At 71.3% G+C, this 16,037-nt stretch carries 16 protein-coding genes, 2 pseudogenes and 1 riboswitch; of the genes and pseudogenes, 4 read left to right on the top strand and 14 right to left on the bottom strand.

Features of this window, described 5'->3' with window-relative positions:
* Window positions 1-14: 14 nt before the first annotated feature.
* The 7 genes from OG844_RS05900 to OG844_RS05930 form a co-directional block, all read right to left on the bottom strand.
* Window positions 15-287: a phosphoribosyl-ATP diphosphatase gene (locus tag OG844_RS05900; RefSeq protein ID WP_056787177.1), complete on the bottom strand. Its 273-nt coding sequence runs from the start codon at window positions 285-287 to the stop codon at window positions 15-17.
* A 35-nt stretch (window positions 288-322) separates the two neighbouring features.
* Window positions 323-808: a 6,7-dimethyl-8-ribityllumazine synthase gene (gene ribH, locus OG844_RS05905; protein ID WP_307128077.1), complete on the bottom strand. Its 486-nt coding sequence runs from the start codon at window positions 806-808 to the stop codon at window positions 323-325.
* Window positions 809-832: 24 nt separating this feature from the next.
* On the bottom strand, window positions 833-2,122 hold the full coding sequence (locus tag OG844_RS05910; protein WP_406388584.1) for a bifunctional 3,4-dihydroxy-2-butanone-4-phosphate synthase/GTP cyclohydrolase II: 1,290 nt from the start codon (window positions 2,120-2,122) through the stop codon (window positions 833-835).
* On the bottom strand, window positions 2,119-2,757 hold the full coding sequence (locus OG844_RS05915; protein ID WP_406388585.1) for a nicotinamide riboside transporter PnuC: 639 nt from the start codon (window positions 2,755-2,757) through the stop codon (window positions 2,119-2,121). The genes OG844_RS05910 and OG844_RS05915 overlap by 4 nt, the downstream gene beginning before the upstream one ends.
* Entirely contained in the window at window positions 2,754-3,371 is a 618-nt protein-coding gene (locus tag OG844_RS05920) for a riboflavin synthase (RefSeq protein ID WP_406388586.1), read from the bottom strand. The genes OG844_RS05915 and OG844_RS05920 overlap by 4 nt, the downstream gene beginning before the upstream one ends.
* A complete protein-coding gene (gene ribD / locus OG844_RS05925; protein WP_406388588.1) occupies window positions 3,372-4,472 on the bottom strand; it encodes a bifunctional diaminohydroxyphosphoribosylaminopyrimidine deaminase/5-amino-6-(5-phosphoribosylamino)uracil reductase RibD in 1,101 nt (366 codons plus the stop codon).
* A 157-nt stretch (window positions 4,473-4,629) separates the two neighbouring features.
* Window positions 4,630-4,760: riboswitch (FMN riboswitch) on the bottom strand.
* 77 nt (window positions 4,761-4,837) lie between these two features.
* Window positions 4,838-6,043, bottom strand: a complete 1,206-nt coding sequence (locus OG844_RS05930) for an ROK family transcriptional regulator (RefSeq protein WP_406388589.1) — start codon at window positions 6,041-6,043, stop codon at window positions 4,838-4,840.
* Window positions 6,044-6,185: 142 nt separating this feature from the next.
* Here OG844_RS05930 and OG844_RS05935 point away from each other — a divergent pair, with 142 nt between their 5' ends.
* On the top strand, window positions 6,186-7,427 hold the full coding sequence (locus OG844_RS05935) for an MFS transporter (RefSeq protein ID WP_406388590.1): 1,242 nt from the start codon (window positions 6,186-6,188) through the stop codon (window positions 7,425-7,427).
* A 52-nt stretch (window positions 7,428-7,479) separates the two neighbouring features.
* Here OG844_RS05935 and OG844_RS05940 read toward each other — a convergent pair.
* Window positions 7,480-7,846 (bottom strand): annotated as a pseudogene (locus OG844_RS05940) (alginate lyase family protein); the annotation flags it as partial.
* Between the two features lie 16 nt (window positions 7,847-7,862).
* On the opposite strand from OG844_RS05940, the pseudogene OG844_RS05945 reads away from it, so the two are divergent.
* Window positions 7,863-8,017: pseudogene (locus OG844_RS05945) on the top strand (nitrate reductase); the annotation flags it as partial.
* A gap of 3 nt (window positions 8,018-8,020) precedes the next feature.
* Here OG844_RS05945 and OG844_RS05950 read toward each other — a convergent pair.
* A complete protein-coding gene (locus OG844_RS05950; RefSeq protein WP_406388591.1) occupies window positions 8,021-9,136 on the bottom strand; it encodes a glycoside hydrolase family 6 protein in 1,116 nt (371 codons plus the stop codon).
* Window positions 9,137-9,302: 166 nt separating this feature from the next.
* Between OG844_RS05950 and OG844_RS05955 the strand changes: the two genes are divergently transcribed.
* Window positions 9,303-10,028, top strand: coding sequence for a DUF5995 family protein (locus tag OG844_RS05955; protein WP_406388593.1), 726 nt, complete (start codon window positions 9,303-9,305; stop codon window positions 10,026-10,028).
* A 22-nt stretch (window positions 10,029-10,050) separates the two neighbouring features.
* Here the strand turns inward: OG844_RS05955 and OG844_RS05960 are convergent, their stop codons facing one another.
* The gene (locus tag OG844_RS05960; protein ID WP_406396394.1) at window positions 10,051-10,653 is read right to left on the bottom strand and encodes a hypothetical protein; all 603 of its coding nucleotides are present in this window, start codon (window positions 10,651-10,653) and stop codon (window positions 10,051-10,053) included.
* On the opposite strand from OG844_RS05960, the gene OG844_RS05965 reads away from it, so the two are divergent.
* Window positions 10,580-11,110, top strand: a complete 531-nt coding sequence (locus tag OG844_RS05965) for an NAD(P)-dependent oxidoreductase (RefSeq protein WP_406388595.1) — start codon at window positions 10,580-10,582, stop codon at window positions 11,108-11,110. The two genes, OG844_RS05960 and OG844_RS05965, sit on opposite strands and share 74 nt — an antisense overlap.
* Before the next feature lie 97 nt (window positions 11,111-11,207).
* Here OG844_RS05965 and OG844_RS05970 read toward each other — a convergent pair whose 3' ends face one another.
* From OG844_RS05970 to OG844_RS05985, 4 genes are all read right to left on the bottom strand, one after another.
* Window positions 11,208-12,899: a flavin monoamine oxidase family protein gene (locus OG844_RS05970; RefSeq protein WP_406388596.1), complete on the bottom strand. Its 1,692-nt coding sequence runs from the start codon at window positions 12,897-12,899 to the stop codon at window positions 11,208-11,210.
* Between the two features lie 56 nt (window positions 12,900-12,955).
* Entirely contained in the window at window positions 12,956-13,753 is a 798-nt protein-coding gene (locus OG844_RS05975; RefSeq protein ID WP_406388598.1) for a carbon-nitrogen hydrolase family protein, read from the bottom strand.
* Window positions 13,754-13,964: 211 nt separating this feature from the next.
* Window positions 13,965-14,420, bottom strand: a complete 456-nt coding sequence (locus OG844_RS05980) for an Lrp/AsnC family transcriptional regulator (protein ID WP_329212983.1) — start codon at window positions 14,418-14,420, stop codon at window positions 13,965-13,967.
* A gap of 111 nt (window positions 14,421-14,531) precedes the next feature.
* Window positions 14,532-15,989, bottom strand: coding sequence for an aldehyde dehydrogenase family protein (locus tag OG844_RS05985; RefSeq protein ID WP_406388599.1), 1,458 nt, complete (start codon window positions 15,987-15,989; stop codon window positions 14,532-14,534).
* Window positions 15,990-16,037: the final 48 nt, after the last annotated feature.

Below are 16,037 nucleotides of genomic sequence, written 5' to 3' on the forward strand. Positions count from 1 at the left end.
GTGCGGGGCTGTGCTCAGAGGTGGGCGTAGACGTCGTCGAGGGAGATTCCGCGGGCGACCATCATCACCTGGACGTGGTACAGCAGCTGCGAGATCTCCTCGGCGGCGGCTTCCTTGCCCTCGTACTCGGCGGCCATCCAGACCTCGGCGGCCTCCTCGACGACCTTCTTGCCGATGGCATGCACGCCCTTGTCCACCAGTTCGGCGGTGCGGGAGGTGGAGGGGTCGCCGTTGGCGGCCTTGAGCTGCAGCTCGGCGAAGAGCTCTTCGAAGGTTTTGTTCGCCATGATGGTCCTTAGAATACGGGGTCCCGGACCCTCTCTCAGCGCCAGGGTTCGCTGACGGTGCGCAGCGTGGCCGCGGTGGCGACGGCGGCGGTGACCGCTTCGTGCCCCTTGTCCTCGTTGGAACCCTCGAGTCCCGCCCGGTCCAGCGCCTGCTCCTCGGTGTCGCAGGTGAGGACGCCGAAGCCGACGGGGACGCCGGTGTCGACGGTGACCTGGGTGAGGCCGTTGGTGACGCCCTGGGACACGTACTCGAAGTGGGGGGTGCCGCCGCGGATGATCACTCCGAGGGCGACGATCGCGTCGTAACCGCGTCCCGCGAGGACCTTGGCGACCACCGGGAGCTCGAAGCTGCCGGGGACCCGGAGCAGGGTCGGTTCGTCGATGCCCAGGTCGTGCAGGGCGCGCAGTGCCCCGTCGACGAGTCCGTCCATGACCTTCTCGTGCCACTGCGCAGCGATCACTGCCACCCGCAGGTCACCGCAGTTGCGTACGGACAGTTCGGGTGCGCCCTTGCCGCTCATGTCTCTCCTACTGTTCGTCTGTGCTTACTGGTTGCCGCAGGTCGACGCGGTGACCGCGTCGAGCCAGGGCAGGTCGTGCCCCATGCGGTCCCGCTTGGTGCGCAGGTACCGCAGATTGTGTTCGCCGGCCTGGACGGGCATGGGTTCGCGCCCGGTGATCCCGAGCCCGTGCCGCACGAGCGCGGCGGTCTTGTCGGGGTTGTTGGTCATCAGCCGGAGCGTGCGGACGCCGAGGTCCTCGAGGATCTGGGCACCCGCCGCGTAGTCCCTGGCATCGGCCGGCAGGCCGAGCTCGAGATTGGCGTCGAGGGTGTCGGAGCCCCGCTCCTGGAGTTCGTACGCGCGCAGCTTGGACAGCAGGCCGATGCCGCGTCCCTCGTGACCGCGCAGATAGACGACGATGCCGCGGCCCTCGGTCGTGATGCGTTCCATCGAGGCGTGCAGCTGGGGGCCGCAGTCGCAGCGCTGGGACTGGAAGATGTCCCCCGTCAGGCACTCGGAGTGGACCCGGACGAGGACGTCCTGGCCGTCACCGATGTCCCCGTGGACGAGTGCCACGTGCTCGACGCCGTCGACGGTGGAGCGGTAGCCGAACGCGGTGAACGCGCCGAACGCGGTCGGCAGGCGTACCTCGGCCTCACGGCGGACGGTCGGTTCCGAGCTGCGCCGGTAGGCGATCAGGTCCTCGATGGAGATGATCGTCAGTCCGTGCTTGCGTGCGAACGGGACGAGGTCGGGCAGCCTGAGCATCACCCCGTCCTCGCCGGCGATCTCGACGATGGCGCCTGCGGGCCGCAGCCCGGCGAGGCGGGCGAGGTCCACCGCGGCCTCGGTGTGGCCGTTGCGGACGAGGACACCACCGGAGCGGGCGCGCAGCGGGAAGATGTGGCCGGGCCGGACGAAGTCGCCGGCGCCCGCCCTGCCGCCCGCCAGCATCCGCAGCGTGGTGGCCCGGTCGGCTGCGGAGATCCCGGTGGTCACACCATGGGCGGCCGAGGCGTCGACGGAGACGGTGAAGGCGGTCTTCATCGACTCGGTGTTGTTGTCGACCATCTGCGGGAGTTCGAGCCGTTCCAGCTCGTCGTTCTCCATGGGCGCGCAGATCAGCCCACGGCACTCGCTCATCATGAACGCGACGATCTCGGGGGTCGCCTTCTCGGCGGCGATGACGAGGTCGCCCTCGTTCTCGCGGTCCTCGTCGTCGACGACGACGACGGGCCGGCCGGCGGCGATGTCGCGGATCGCCTGCTCCACGGGGTCGAGGGACAGGTCCTCGGCCGTACGGTCGTGCAACCAGGTGGGCTGGGCAGTCATGCCGTGGCTCCTTCCAGAGCGGGTGACCGCGTACGCAGCCACCAGTCGCGCATGCCCCACAGGACGAGGGCCCCGTAGACGACGTAGATGAGACCGGAGAAGGCGAGTCCGCTGTGGAAGTTGAGCGGTACGCCGACGAGGTCGACGAGCAGCCACGCGAACCAGAACTCGACCATGCCGCGGGCCTGGGCCAGCATCGCGACGAGCGTGCCGGCGAAGATGTACGCGTCCGCCCACGGGCTCCAGGAGAGCGAGGGGAAGGCGGTGAACAGGCAGCCGACCGCGAGGGTGCCGACCGCGGCGCCGCCCGCCAGGTACGCACGCTCGCGCCAGGTGGCGAAGCGCACGGCGATGGAACCGTCCTGCTGCCTGCCGCGGGTCCACTGCTGCCAGCCCCATACGGCGACGGCGACGACGATCAGCTGCTTGCCGACGCTGCCCGCCTGCTGCACGGAGACGTTGGCGGCGATCAGGACGACGCCGGACAGGAGCTGGGCGGGCCAGGTCCAGACCGAGCGGAGCCAGCCGAGGGCCAGGGCTGTCAGACCGATCGTGTTGCCGATCAGGTCCGACCAGATGATGTGCTGGCCGAAGGCGGTGAACGCCTCCGAGTTCAGCCAGTCCAGGGCGCTCATGCGACCGGCCCTCCGGATTCCGGCGCGTTCCCGCCGAGCAGCCGCTCGACGTACTTCGCGATGACGTCCACTTCGAGGTTGACCGGGTCGCCGGGCTCCTTCACGCCCAGAGTGGTCAGCGCGAGGGTGGTGGGGATGAGGCTGATGGTGAAGTAGTCAGGGCCCGCGTCGACGACGGTCAGGCTCACGCCGTCGACGGTGATCGAGCCCTTCTCCACCACGTAACGGGTGAGATCGGCGGGCAGGGAGATCTTCACGATCTCCCAGTTCTCGGAGATCTTGCGCTCGATGATGCGGCCCGTGCCGTCGACGTGGCCCTGGACGATGTGTCCGCCGAGCCGGCCGCCGAGCGCCATGGGGCGCTCCAGGTTGACCCGGGAGCCGGTCTCGAGCGCTCCGAGGCTGGAGCGGCTCAGCGTCTCGGCCATCACATCGGCGGTGAACTCGTGTTCGCCGAGGTCCACGACGGTGAGGCAGACGCCGTTGACGGCGATGGAGTCGCCGTGCTTGGCGCCTTCGGTGACAACGGGGCCGCGCAGTCGGAAGCGGGAGGCGTCGCCGAGTTTCTCGACGGCGGTGACCTCACCCAGTTCTTCGACAATTCCGGTGAACACTCAGTTTCCCTTCCGAGCAGGGACGGGGACGGCGGTGATGCGCAGATCGGGGCCGATACGGACGGTCTCGGTCACGTCGAGGCGCAACGCCTGGGAGATGGTGGAGATTCCGGCGTCGGCGAGGGCTGCCGGGCCCGCGCCGAGGAGGACCGGAGCGAGGTAGCCGACGACCTTGTCGACTGCTCCCGCGGCGACGAAGGAACCGGCGAGGACGGGTCCGCCTTCGAGGAGTACGGAGCGGATCCCGCGCCTGTGCAGGGCCGTGAGCAGGGACGGGATGTCCAGGCCGGGGCCGGTGGCGGCGCGGGGCAGCCGGAGCACGGTGCCTTCGGGGAGGTGCGCGGTGTCGGCGTCGCCGGCGACCGCGATCAGGGTGGGTGCCGTGCCGTCGAGCACCCGGGAGCCGGGTCGTACGGCGGTGGCGCCCGTGTCGACGACGACACGGAGAGGCTGGTCGGCGCCTTCGATGCCGCGTACCGCGAGCTGGGGGTCGTCGGTGCGGGCCGTGCCGGAACCGACCACGACGGCGTCGGCCTCGGCGCGCAGCCGGTGGACGTCGGCGCGGGACTCGGCGGAGGTGATCCAGCGGCTCGTGGCGTCCGCGGCGGCGATCCGGCCGTCGAGGGTGGCCGCGTACTTCCACAGGACGTACGGGCGGCTGAGCCGCACGGAGGTCAGCCAGGCGGCGTTGCCCGCCTCGGCCTCTTCGGCGAGGAGGCCCTGCTCCACCTCGATCCCGGCGGCACGCAGGGTGTCGGCGCCTCCGGCGGCCTGCGGGTTCGGGTCACCGACGGCGTACACCACCCGCTCGACACCGGCTGCCGCGAGCGCCTGCGCGCAGGGGCCGGTGCGTCCGGTGTGGTTGCAGGGTTCGAGGGTGACGTAGGCGGTGCCGCCCCTGGCCTGCTCGCCGGCCTCGCGCAGGGCGTGGATCTCGGCGTGCGGCCCACCGGCGCGCCGGTGGAAGCCCTCACCGGCCGGCTGTCCGGCGGCGTCGAGAATCACGCACCCGACGACCGGGTTGGGGCTGGTGGAGCCGAGTCCGCGGGCCGCGAGCGTGATCGCTCGCCGCATGGCGGTGATATCGGCTGCGGTGGCCACCGGGTCCTCCTGCCTCTTCGGGCACGGACTCCGGGGCCTGTCGATGACGACAGATGAAGCGGAACGCAACAGGGGAACGCCGAGCCGGGACACGGATGCGTGGTCCCGGAAGATCCCGGAACGCATCCGCCCAAGGCGGCGTACCTGTGACGGACCGCCGCGCACTGCCTCCCATCCGGACTTTCACCGTCGGTCCAGGAATCTCACCTGGTCAACCGGCCGCTGGATGCGGACGGGTCGCGGACTATAACCGCCGGTTCGGAATTACACCGACCCCGGAGTGCGCTGCTACTGGTACAGCACACATTCTGCCACGGCTGGAGTTCAGCCATGCGGGTGCGCACTGTGGCGTGGATCACAGAAAGCTACCGGGCGCCACCCGGAGCGAACAGGACCTCCTGCGCGGCCTCGCGGGCGGCGAGCAGCGCGCCACGCAGGACCGCGCTGCCACCCAGCTCCCCCGCCCTGACCTCCGTGGGCAGGGGCGACATGCGGGCGAGCCGTTCCTCGACCCGTGCGGCGAGCGTGTCACCGCCCGCCCTGCCGACCTCGCCGGCCAGGACGAGGCAGCCGGGGTCGAGCACCGAGACGACGGCTGCGGCGCCGAGCGCGATCCGGTCGGCCAGCGCCGCCAGGAACGCGTCGCCCTCCGGGCCGTCCGCGGCCAGCGCGGAACGGACGACGGACGCGGCTGCGAGGTACTGCTCCTGCTCCCCGTCGCCGGCGGGGCCCTGCGCCTTGATGCCGTGGTCGGCTGCCAGTTCGCAGACGGCGACCGAGCCGGTCAGCGAGTGGTATCCGCCGTCGCAGTTGTGTGCCGAGGGCACCCCGCCGGTGCCGGGTACCGGCAGGAATCCGATCTCGCCCGCCCCGCCGGAGGCGCCGCGGCGCAGCTTCCCGTCCAGCATGACGGCGGCTCCGATGCCGTGGCCGAGCCAGAGCAGGACGAAGGTGTCGCGGTCGCGTGCGGCGCCGATGCGGTGTTCGGCGACGGCGGCCAGATTGGTCTCGTTCTCCACGAGGACCGTCGCGGGCAGCCGCTGCTGGAGCACCTTGACCAGCCCGCGGTGCCAGGCGGGGAGCCCTGTCGTGTCGCGGAGCTCGCCGGAAACGGGGTCGATGAGGCCGGGGGCTCCGATGCCGACGCTGTGGAGCGGCGCCGTTCCCGCGGCGCGGGCGGTGCGCTCCAGCAGCGCGACGGCCTGTTCCACCGCGGGCTCGGTCGCGGTGTCGCTGCCGATGGGCAGGGTGGCCTCGGCGAGCGTGACACCCAGCAGATCGGCGACGACCACGGCGACGCTGTCGGTGCGTACGTCGAGAGCGGCCAGGTGTGCGCGGTCGGCAACGATCCCGTACAGCCGGGCGTTGGGGCCCCGGCGGTCCGATCCGCTCTCGCCGACGACCCTGACCAGGCCGGCGTCCTGCAGTCGTTCGACCAGGTCGGCGACCGTGGGGCGGGACAGTCCGGTCAGGGTCTTGAGCTGAGTGGCCGTCAGCGGGCCGTCCTGCTGGAGAAGTCGCAGGGCGAGCCGGTCGTTGATGGCCCGGGCCGTGCTGGGGGATGCGGGCATGCCGGGATCCTTCCAGATCGCTGCCGGCCCGCCGTGGCGGGCTATTTATCAGGCAGGGTTCCTGATAGTTTACGTCCCGCACCGCGTGGACGGGCACCCGAGTGGCCTGTTCGGCGAGGATTCTCCGGGGAGGGCACGGCGTATGACGATGGATCCAACGGTCCGGGTTTTCGGCATGGAACAGGTCAGGCGGGCCAGGTACGCGGTCGCCGCGGTCTTCGCCGTGCACGGAGCGGTGACCGGCAGCTTCGCGACCCGGGTCCCCTGGATCCAGGACCATGCCTCGGTGAGCGCCGGACAGCTCGGCCTCGCCCTCGCCTTCCCGGCCATCGGCGCGTCACTGGCCATGCCGCTGGCCGGCCGGGTCAGTCACCGGTTCGGCGCACGGACGGCCCTGCGCGGGCTGCTGGCGCTCTGGACGCTGGCACTGGCCCTTCCGGCCCTGGCCCCGAACCTGTTCACGCTCTGCGCGGCGCTCTTCGTGTACGGGGCGACCGCCGGGATGTCGGACGTCGCCATGAACGCGCTCGGCGTCGAGGTGGAGAACCGGCTCGACAAGTCGATCATGTCCGGGCTGCACGGGTGGTGGAGCGTGGGCGCGCTGGTCGGTTCCGCGGCCGGCACGGTCGCCGCGCACATCGGCGCCGATGCCCGGCTCCATCACACCCTGGCCGCGCTCGTGCTCACCGTGCTCGGCCTGATCGCGTGCCGGCACGTGCTCGACCTGCGCAGCGAGCCGGACGAGGAGCCGCCGCCACGCTTCACTCTGCCGCCGAAGTCCGCGCTGGTCATCGGCGCGGTGGGCTTCTGCGCCGTGTTCGCCGAAGGAGCGAGCCTGGACTGGTCGGCGGTCTACCTCAAGGACAACATGGGCAGTTCCGCCGGGCTCGCCGCGGCGTCCACGACCGCGTTCGCCCTGATGATGGCGATCGCCCGGATCGCCGGCGACCGGGTCGTCGACCGGTTCGGCGCGGTGCGGACCGTACGGGTCGGCGGCGTCCTGGCCACCGTCGGCGGGCTGCTGGTTGTCCTGGCGCCGAACGCGGGGCTGGCGCTGTGCGGCTTCGGCCTGCTGGGACTGGGCGTCGCGGTCGTCGTACCGCTGGCGTTCGCGGCGGCCGGGCGCAGCGGGGACAACCCGAGCCGGGCCATCGCGGGCGTCGCCACCATCACGTACACCTCGGGGCTCATCGCCCCGTCCGCGATCGGCTCCCTGGCGGAGGCGACGTCGCTGCTGGTGTCGTTCGGCCTCGTGACGGTGCTGGCATTCGGACTGGTGCTGGGCGCCGGGGTGCTGAGGGCGGGCGATCGCAAGGTGGCGGAGGGCGGCGCGCCCGACGCGGCACCCGCCGCCGCACCGTCCGGAAGCACCGCCGGAAAGTGACACGGGACGGCGTACGGGTGCCGCGGACGGCGCGGGGCCCGTACGCCGCAGGTCAGCCGGCGATCGAGTCGAGCTGTTCCGCGGCGGGGCACAGTGCCCACGGGTCACCGCCGGGGGAGTTTCGAGGCGGGGACCGCCGCCCGGGCCTCCCGGTCGCCCGCGGCCGCGGCCGCGTGCACGATGTCGCTCGCCGCGTACCGGTGGAACTCCAGCTCGGGGTGCGGCCAGGGGGCGGCCCCGGTCGCGGCGGGCAGCAGATGGCGCACGGCCGTGAACAGGCTCTGCCCCTGCGGCCCTTCGTAGTCCCAGAGGTCCACCCCGACCTGCCTGCCGATGGCGGCGAGCCGGGTGTGGGCGACCAGGTCGAAGGTCGAGTAGTGCCGGCTCCTGGTCCGTGCGAGCTCCTGGGGCCGGCTTCCACCCTCACGATGTCCCGACGACTTCGAACTGAGCGGTGCCGTGCTCGGCACCATCGTCGTGATCACCGGTTACCACGTGCTGCGGGCCTTCGCCCCCGCCCACCTCAGGACCAAGGAGCCCTGCTGGACTCGGGCACCTCCGCGTACGACGAGGAATCGCCCAAGAGCTGAGGCTCAGCCGGTGGCCAGGGCGTAGGCGTAGTCCGGGGTGAAGGATCCGGCCGCGCCCGTGCAGCCGTCGGACTCCCCCGGCAGCTTCACCCACAGGTAGGCGTCGATCCGGGACTCGCCGGTCCTCGTCGTCGGGGTCCGGCCGAGGGCCCTGCCTCCCGGGTCGCACCAGTCACCGGCCTGCGGCGCCCCGTTGCCGTTGCGACTGGTGTCGATGACCGCGCCGAGGCGGGCCGGGCCGCCGAGGGCGGCCAGTACCCGGCGGGCGTAGTCCGCTTCGTCCGCCGTGCTGTGGAAGTTCGACACATTGGTGAAGATGCCGTCCCCGCTGGTCGCGGCTCCGGCCTCCTTGAGCGCCGCCGCCTGCTTGGCGGCGGCGTGCCAGCCCGAGTGCCCGCCGTCGAAGTAGACCCTGGCCCGCGGGTTCGCGGCGTGCAGGGTACGGCCCGCCCTGGCCAGCGACGCGAAGCGGGCTGCGCGCTGCCCCGCCGAGAGGCAGTCCGAGAGCGCGATCGCGTCCGGCTCAAGGATCACGATCACCGGCCCGCTGCCCAGCCCTTCGGCGAATTCGCCCATCCACGCGTCGTACGCCGCGAGTCCCGGCGCCCCTCCTTCGGAGGCTCCGCCACAGTCCCGGTCGGGTATCGCGTAGGGCACGAGCACGGGGGTGCGGCCCGCGGCGGCGGCTCCCGACGTCACGCCGCGGACCTGGGCGGTCACCGCTGACGGGTTGTAGGCCGCGAACCAGACCGCGGCCGGCTGCGCCGCGATCCGGGACTCGATGAGCGGGCGGCGCGGATCGTCCCGGTGGCCTCGGACCCAGTCCAGGACCTGCGACTCCGGGTGGCGGTAGAGCCCGGCGGCCGTGGCGGTCCGCTGCGGGGGCTTCTTCTGCGACGGCGCCGGAGCGGCTCTCTTCACGCCCGTCCGGGAAGGACGCGGCGAGGCGGAGGGGGACACGGTGGCCGGTGACGCGGTGGGCACCGCGGGCAGCGGTTCGAGGACCGGCGAAGCGGTCGTGTCGGGGCGGGCGGTCGTCCGCTCGCCCTCCCCCGCGGCTGCGGTGATCACACCGGTCGCCGTACCGACGGCGACGACGGCCGATGCGGCGAAGGCCATGGCGTGCCGGCGTGCGGTACGCCTCCGCTGTCTGGTTTCGGTCCTGCGTTGTGCGCGTGCGCCCGACACTGTTCGTTCCTCTCCCCCGGCGCCCCGCGTTCGTCCGTTCCGATGAACCTCCGGCCGGTCTGCGCCGTGGCGAGCCTACGGCTGGGACGCTGCCCGCATGGCCCAGTTCGAGCAGTTCGCAGACCCGGTCGGCGCCTCCTGCCCACGAGTGGACGGTGCGGTGGCCGATGTGGGCACGGTGATCGAGCGGATGCGCATGCTCCGCTCCCACTGGCCGCCGGGAGACGGCGTAGCCGTGTTCAACCAGGTCTATCTGACGGTCACCGAGGCCGTCAGCGGGCGGACCGAGGACGGTTCCCTCCCGGACCGGGACACCGTGTCCGCCCTGGATGTGCGGTTCGCCGAGCGCTATCTGACCGCTGTCGACACCGCCGCCGCGGGCGGTCGGCCGCCCGCCTGCTGGCGTCCGCTGTTCCAGCTCCGGCGCCATCCCGGCGTACGCCCGCTGCAGTTCGCACTCGCCGGTATCAATGCGCACATCGGTCACGATCTCGCCGTGGCCGTGGTGGACACCTGTCGTACGCTCGGCTGCGCTCCGGCGGACCTGGAGGAGGAGTTCGACCGGGTGGGAGATCTCCTCGTGATGCTGGAGGAACAGATCCGCGAAGAACTGATGCCGGGTCCCGATCTGCTGGAGGTCGCCGACCCCCTCACGCATCTGGCGGGTTCCTGGAGCCTGGAGAGGGCCCGTGAGGCCTCGTGGTCGGCGGCGCGGATGCTGTGGCGACTGCGTGGAGTACCGCTGCTGGCCGAGGAGTTCAGGGCTCGTACGGACGCGGGTATCGGCCTGGTGGGGCGGATTCTGCTCACCCCGTGCCGCTGATCCGGTTCACCCGGACGGCGGGTCATACCCTGGGGTGTTCCCCGGCCTCTTCCCCGCGGAGCCCATCATGTCCGATCCGGCCGGCCGCCCCCGCGTGGTCGTCTCCGTACCCCCGCACCTGCGCGCCGAGTTCTTCACCGCCGAGGTCTGGCAGCAGTTGGACGCGGCGGCCGAGCTGACCGTTCTGGACGAGCACCGGGACCGTACGGCGCTGGCTGCGGCCCTCCCCGGCGCACGGGCACTCATCACCTCGTGGCGCAGTCCGCGCGTCGACGCGCGGCTCCTCGACTCCGCTGACCGGTTGGAGCTCGTCGCGCACACGGGATCGGCCGTGGCCCCGTACGTCGACGAGGAGGTGTTCCGGCGCGGCGTCCATGTCACGCAGGCGGGGCACGAGATGGCCCGGCCGGTGGCCGAGGTGGCCCTCGCCTTCACCCTGTCCCTGCTGCACCGCATCCACCGCTTCGATCATGCCCTGCACGGCGGCGCCCCGTGGGCCGAGGCCGTCCAGGGCGCCGCCGTCGCACGAGATCCACGGCAGCGACATCGGGGTGGTCGGCGCGTCCCGCACCGGTCGCGCGTACATCTCCATGGTGCGGGCGATGGGGGCGCGGGTCCGGGTCACCGACCCGTTCCTGTCCGACGCGGACGCGGTGGCGCTCGGGGTGGAGTCCGTGCCGCTGGAGGAGCTGCTGACGCGGAGCAGAATCGTCGCCGTGCACGCCCCGGTGACCGAGCGGACGCACCGGATGCTCGGTGCCGCCCAGCTTGCGCTGATGCCGGACGGCGCGGGCCTGGTGAACACCGCCCGGGCCTGGCTGGTCGACGAGGAGGCACTGCTCGCGGAGCTGGCCTCGGGGCGGCTGGACGCGGCGATCGACGTGTTCGACGCGGAGCCGCTCCCGGAGGACCACCCCTTCCGCGCCCTGCCGAACGTGCTGCTGACCCCGCATCGGGCCGCGGGCAGCGTCGAGGGCAGGCAGCGTCTCGGGGCGAGCGCCGTCGGCGAGGTGCTGCGGTTGCTCGCCGGGCAGCGCCTGCTCCACACGGTGACCGCCGACGCCCTGGAACGCCTGCGCTGACGGCCCGTCCGGGGTCTGCGCGCGCAGGCGTTCCGGGCGGTGCCGGGGCTGCCGGCCGGGCCGGGGTCTGCGCCGACGGCCCGGCCGGTGCCCGGTCTCAGTCCTCCGGAAGCTCGACCGGTGCGATCTCGTCGAAGACGTCGCCGGGGCCGGGGTTCGTCGGGTCCGTGGCGCCGCCGAACTGGGCCATCACACCCCAGACGGCGTTGAGCGCGGTCTGCACGGCGCCCTCGGCCCAGCCGGCCGTCCACGAGATGTCGTCGCCGGCCAGGAACAGGCCCCGCTTGTCCGAGGGCAGCCGGTCCTGCATGAAGTGGGTGAACAGGCGCCGCTGGTAGCGGTAGTGACCCGGCAGGTTGGCCTTGAACGCGCCCATGAAGTAGGGCTCGTTCTCCCACGAGACGGTGACCGGGTTACCGATGATGTGCTTGCGGATGTCGACCTTGGGATAGATCTCGCCGAGCGATTTGAGCATGACGTCCATGCGCTCCTTCGGGGAGAGCGGCAGCCACTTCAGGCTGTCGTCGCACCACGTGTAGGAGAGGCAGATGACGGCCGGCTTGCCGGGCCCGTCGTCCAGGAGGTACGTGCCCCGGGTCATCCGGTCCGTGAGCGTCATCGACATGGTGTCGCGGCCGGTCGCTTCGTCCTTGTCCAACCAGAACGGCCGGTCGACGGGCACGAACAGTTTGGACGACTCCATGTAGTGGGTGCGCTCCATCGCCGTCCAGTGGTCGATCGGGAAGAGCGCGTCGTCGCAGGCGATCTTGGAGAGCAGCAGCCAGGACTGCCCGGTGAAGACCGCCGCCCGGTAGGAGCGGATGTCGCCGGTGGCGTCCGTGACGGTGATCCGGTTGCCTGCGGTACGGTCCAGGCGGGTCACCGCGGGGCGCGGCTGCCCGCCGTGCAGGGAGGCCAGCGACGTACCGAGCGGCCAGTGGACGATCTTGCGCGGTTCGCGGTCCCACAGGCGCAGCGGCAGCTGCTGGCTGCCGCCGACGATCCCGCGGTGGTGGTCGTCGGCCTCGGTGTAGACGACGCGGAGGATCTCCAGGATGGAGTTGGGGAAGTCGGTGTCCCAGCCGCCGGTTCCGAAGCCGACCTGGCCGAAGATCTCGCGGTGCCGGAAGGACTTGAAGGCGTCCGAGGCGCAGAGGAACCCGTAGAAGGTCTGGTTGTCGAGCTTCTCGACGAGCTTCGCCCAGATCTCCCGGATGCGCGGGACATCGCGCTCGCGCATGGCGCTGTTCATGTCGGAGAAGTCGGCGCCCTCTTCCAGGCACGCGTTCCAGGCGTCCATCACATCGCGGTAGACCTGCGGCAGATCGGCGATCGTCTCGGCGTAGTGGGACTCGCCCTTGAGGTCGACGACGGTCGACGGAGTCGCCGCGGAGAGCGGGTTGGGGAACGGCTCGGTCTCCAGGCCCACCAGGTCGATGTAGTGCTGCAGCGCCGTGGACGAGGGCGGGAAGCGCATGGCGCCCATCTCGGCGGTCAGCGAGGGGTCGCAGCCCTCGAAACCGACCGTACGCAGCCGGCCGCCGATCTGGTCCGCTTCGTAGACGACGGGCCGCAGCCCCATCTTCATCAGTTCGTACGCGGCGATGATGCCGGAGAGGCCACCGCCGATGACGGCGACCTCGGATCCGTGCTCGGTCGCCGGTATCTGGCCGATGCCCGCCGGGTGCGCGAGGAAGTCGTCGTACGCGTAGGGGAAGTCCGGCCCGAACATGGTGATCGGCGGCTGCGCGTCGGTGTGCTGGACGGCGTTGGGCACCGTGGACGTCATGGGGTACGGACTCCTTGCACAGGTGAGAGGGGGACGAAGAGGGAGGGCGGCGCGGGTCAGACGAGGGAGCCGTACAGGCCGGGACGGCGGTCCTTCAGATACGGGTTGGCCGTCCGCGAGGCATCGAGGAACCCGGGGTCCACCTCACCGATGACGAGCTCCTCACCGCGGCCGGCGCGGGTCCTCACAGTGCCGTCGGGGCCTGCCAGACAGCTCAGCCCGACGAACTCGAACTCACCCTCCGGACCGGTCCTGTTGACGTACGCGACGTACATCTGGCTCTCGAAGGCACGGACCGGGACCACCGACTCGGCGACGAACTGGAAGGGGTGCATCTGGGCGGTCGGCACCAGCAGCAGACCGGTCCCCGCCAGGGCGTGCGCGCGGACGTTCTCCGGGAACTCGACGTCGTAGCAGATCAGCACGCCGATCCGGACGCCGTCGAGGTCCGCCTGCACCACGGCCTGCTCGCCGGGGGTGAACCACTTCTGCTCGAAGCTGCCGAACAGGTGGGTCTTGCGGTAGTTCGCGAGGGCGCCGCCGTCCGGGCCGATGAGCTGCGCCGCGTTGAAGATCAGCTCGCCGGCGCGCTCCGGGTAGCCGTACAGGACCGCGATGCCGTGCCGCGCGCAGAGCTCGGCGACCGCGCGTGCCCCCGGGCCGTCCGCGGGTTCGGCGAGCGTGGGGACGGCGTCGCCGACGGCGTATCCGGTGAGGAAGAGTTCCGGGCAGACGAGCAGTCGGGCACCGGCTTCGGCGGCGCGTCCTGCGGCCTCGTCGAGCACCTTGATGTTCTCGTCCACGGAGCCGGGTCGTCCGGAGCTCTGGAGCAGGGCGGTACGCAGCGGCGGCATGGCTGACCTCGGGCGGTGCGGGCGGAGTACGGGGAGACGTATTGAAGGTACGGGGCGCCGATCGGGCCGGACAAGGCGCGAGTGTTGCGCACACACCATCGATTCATTGCGTCGGACAGGGCTGCCGCGGCGATTCGTTGCGTACGGCGTCCACGCAGGTCAGAAGGGTGATTTCGGTCTCGCACGGGCGGGGGCGGGGCCCCGCGCGGCCTCAGGCGGGAGAGCCCGAGGCGTACCGTCGCAGCAGCGGGGAGAGGACGAGCACCGACTTGGTGCGCTCCACGTACGGCTCGCCCGCGATGCGCTCGAGCACCTGCTCGAAGTGCCGCATATCGGCGGCGAAGACCTGCACGATCGCGTCGGCGTCCCCCGTGACGGTGGACGCGGACGCGATCTCCGGGTAACGGGCGAGGCCCTGCTTGATCGCTTCCGGTGCGGTGTTGCGGCTGCAGTAGATCTCGATGAAGCCCTCGGTGTGCCAGCCGAGCGCCGCCGGGTCCACCCGCACGGTGAAGCCGGTGATGGCTCCCTCGGCGCGCAGTCGGTCCACGCGGCGTTTCACGGCGGGGGCGGACAGTCCGATGATCGCGCCGATGTCGGCGTAACTGCGCCGGGCGTCTTCGGCAAGGGCGTGGACGATGCGTTCGTCGAGGTCGTTCAGGCGCACTTCAGAGGGATCACTTCTCTGCGACGGTCGGATTCGGGGGCGGCACGGGCCGCCCCCGAAGTAGACCACGCGCGCCCGCGCGGGGCGCGCTCACCGCAGGGGGGCGGCCGGTCAGAAGGGGAACTGCGAGCGGCCGTGCTGCACCGAGATCCACTTCTGGGTGGTGAAGGCCTCGATCGTCGAGTCGCCGTTCAGCCGTCCCAGGCCCGAGGCCTTCTCGCCGCCGAAGGGCACGATGGGCTCGTCGTGGACCGTGCCGTCGTTGATGTGGATCATGCCGGTGCGGATGCGCTGCCCCACGCGTACACCGCGTTCGATGTTTCCCGTGTGCACCGCGCCGCTCAGCCCGTACGGGGTGTCGTTGGCGATCCGGACGGCCTCGTCCTCGCCGTCGAAGGGCACGAGGAGGGCGACGGGCCCGAAGATCTCCTGCTGCAGGACGGGGGAATCGGCGGCTATCGCGGTCAGTACGGAGGGGCTCACCAGGTTGCCCTCGGCCCGGCCGTGCAACAGGGCCGTCGCGCCGGCCTCCACGGTCTGGTCGACGATCTTGCTCACCGCTTCGGCCTGCGAGGAGTTGATCAGCGGGCCGATCTGGGTCGAGGGGTCGGCCGGGTCCCCGACGCGCAGGGAGGCGACCTTGGCGACGAACTTCTCGGTGAACTCCTTCTCGACGGCGCGGTCGATCAGGATCCGGTTGGCGGCCATGCAGACCTGGCCCTGGTGCACGTACCGGCTGAAGACGGCCGCGTCGACGGCGTAGTCCACATCGGCGTCGTCCAGGACGATCAGCGCGCTGTTCCCGCCGAGTTCGAGTACGGACTGCTTGAAGTTGGCCGCGCACACCGTCGCGACGTGGCGGCCCACCTTGTCGGAACCGGTGAAGGAGATGAGCCTCGGGACGGGGTGTTCGAGCAGCGCGTCGCCGATCTCGGCGATGTCGGTGACCACGACGTTCAGCAGCCCGGCGGGCAGACCGGCGTCCTCGAAAACCTTGGCCAGGAGCGTGCCACCGCAGATCGGCGTGTTCTGGTGGGGCTTGAGGACCACGGCGTTGCCGAGGGCCAGCGCGGGCGCGACCGACTTGAGCGACAGCAGGAAGGGGAAGTTGAAGGGGCTGATGACGCCCACGACGCCGACGGGCACGCGGTAGACACGGTTCTCCTTGCCCTCGGTCGGCGAGGGAAGGATCTGTCCGGACGGCCGCAGCGCGAGCTGGACGGCCTCGCGCAGGAACTCCTTGGCGAGGTGCAGTTCGAACGCGGCCTTCAGCCGGGTGCCTCCGAGCTCCGCGACGATCGCATCGGCGATCTCGGGCTCGCGCTCCTCGACGATCCGCAGAGCCTTCTCCAGGACCGCACGGCGGGTGTACGGGTTGGTGTCCGCCCATTCCTGCTGGGCCCGCTCGGCCGCGCGGTAGGCCTGGTCGACCTCGGCCGCCGTGGCGACGGTGATGGCTGCGAGCTTGTCACCGTTGTACGGGTTGAAGTCGATGATGTCCCAGGACCCCTTCCCCGGCCTCCACTCGCCGTCGATGTACTGGTGGGCCAGGTCAGTGAAGAAGGACATGAGATCCCTTACCGCAGAGAGGCGGGCAGCTGATTGCGACTCATATTA

Source organism: Streptomyces sp. NBC_00887 (assembly GCF_045207585.1).